The sequence below is a fragment of the Rhodococcus sp. PAE-6 genome (genome assembly GCF_025290685.1).
Lineage (GTDB): Bacteria > Actinomycetota > Actinomycetes > Mycobacteriales > Mycobacteriaceae > Rhodococcus > Rhodococcus pyridinivorans.
In genome coordinates this window covers 1-273 of sequence record NZ_JAOCLZ010000122.1, presented here as the reverse complement: position 1 = coordinate 273, position 273 = coordinate 1, and the positions used below count along the sequence as shown (strand labels likewise).

At 63.0% G+C, this 273-nt stretch carries 1 protein-coding gene; it reads right to left on the bottom strand.

Going from position 1 to position 273, the window contains the following annotated elements; translation table 11 throughout:
* Positions 1-273, bottom strand: a 273-nt coding sequence (locus NVV99_RS26485; protein WP_260783298.1) for a phosphoenolpyruvate carboxykinase (ATP), incomplete at both ends; no start/stop codon positions are given.

Sequence of the window (273 nt, the reverse complement as noted above, 5' to 3'; positions counted from 1 at the left end):
GAAGGCATCGGCCGTCAGCATGACGATGTTCTTCGGATGCGGCGCCTGGCCGGTGGTCGACGCATTGGCGATGAAGGTGAGGGGATATCCCGCCCTGGTGTTCTCCGTCAGCCGGTCGTCGTCCAGATCGAGCTTCCGGGTCACCGGATCCATGACCACGTTCTCCAGCACCGTGCCGAAGCGCTCCGTGGTGGCATAGATCTGCGGCTCGGCCTCGCGCGAGAGCTTGATGGTCTTGGCGTAGCAGCCGCCTTCGAAATTGAAGACCCCATC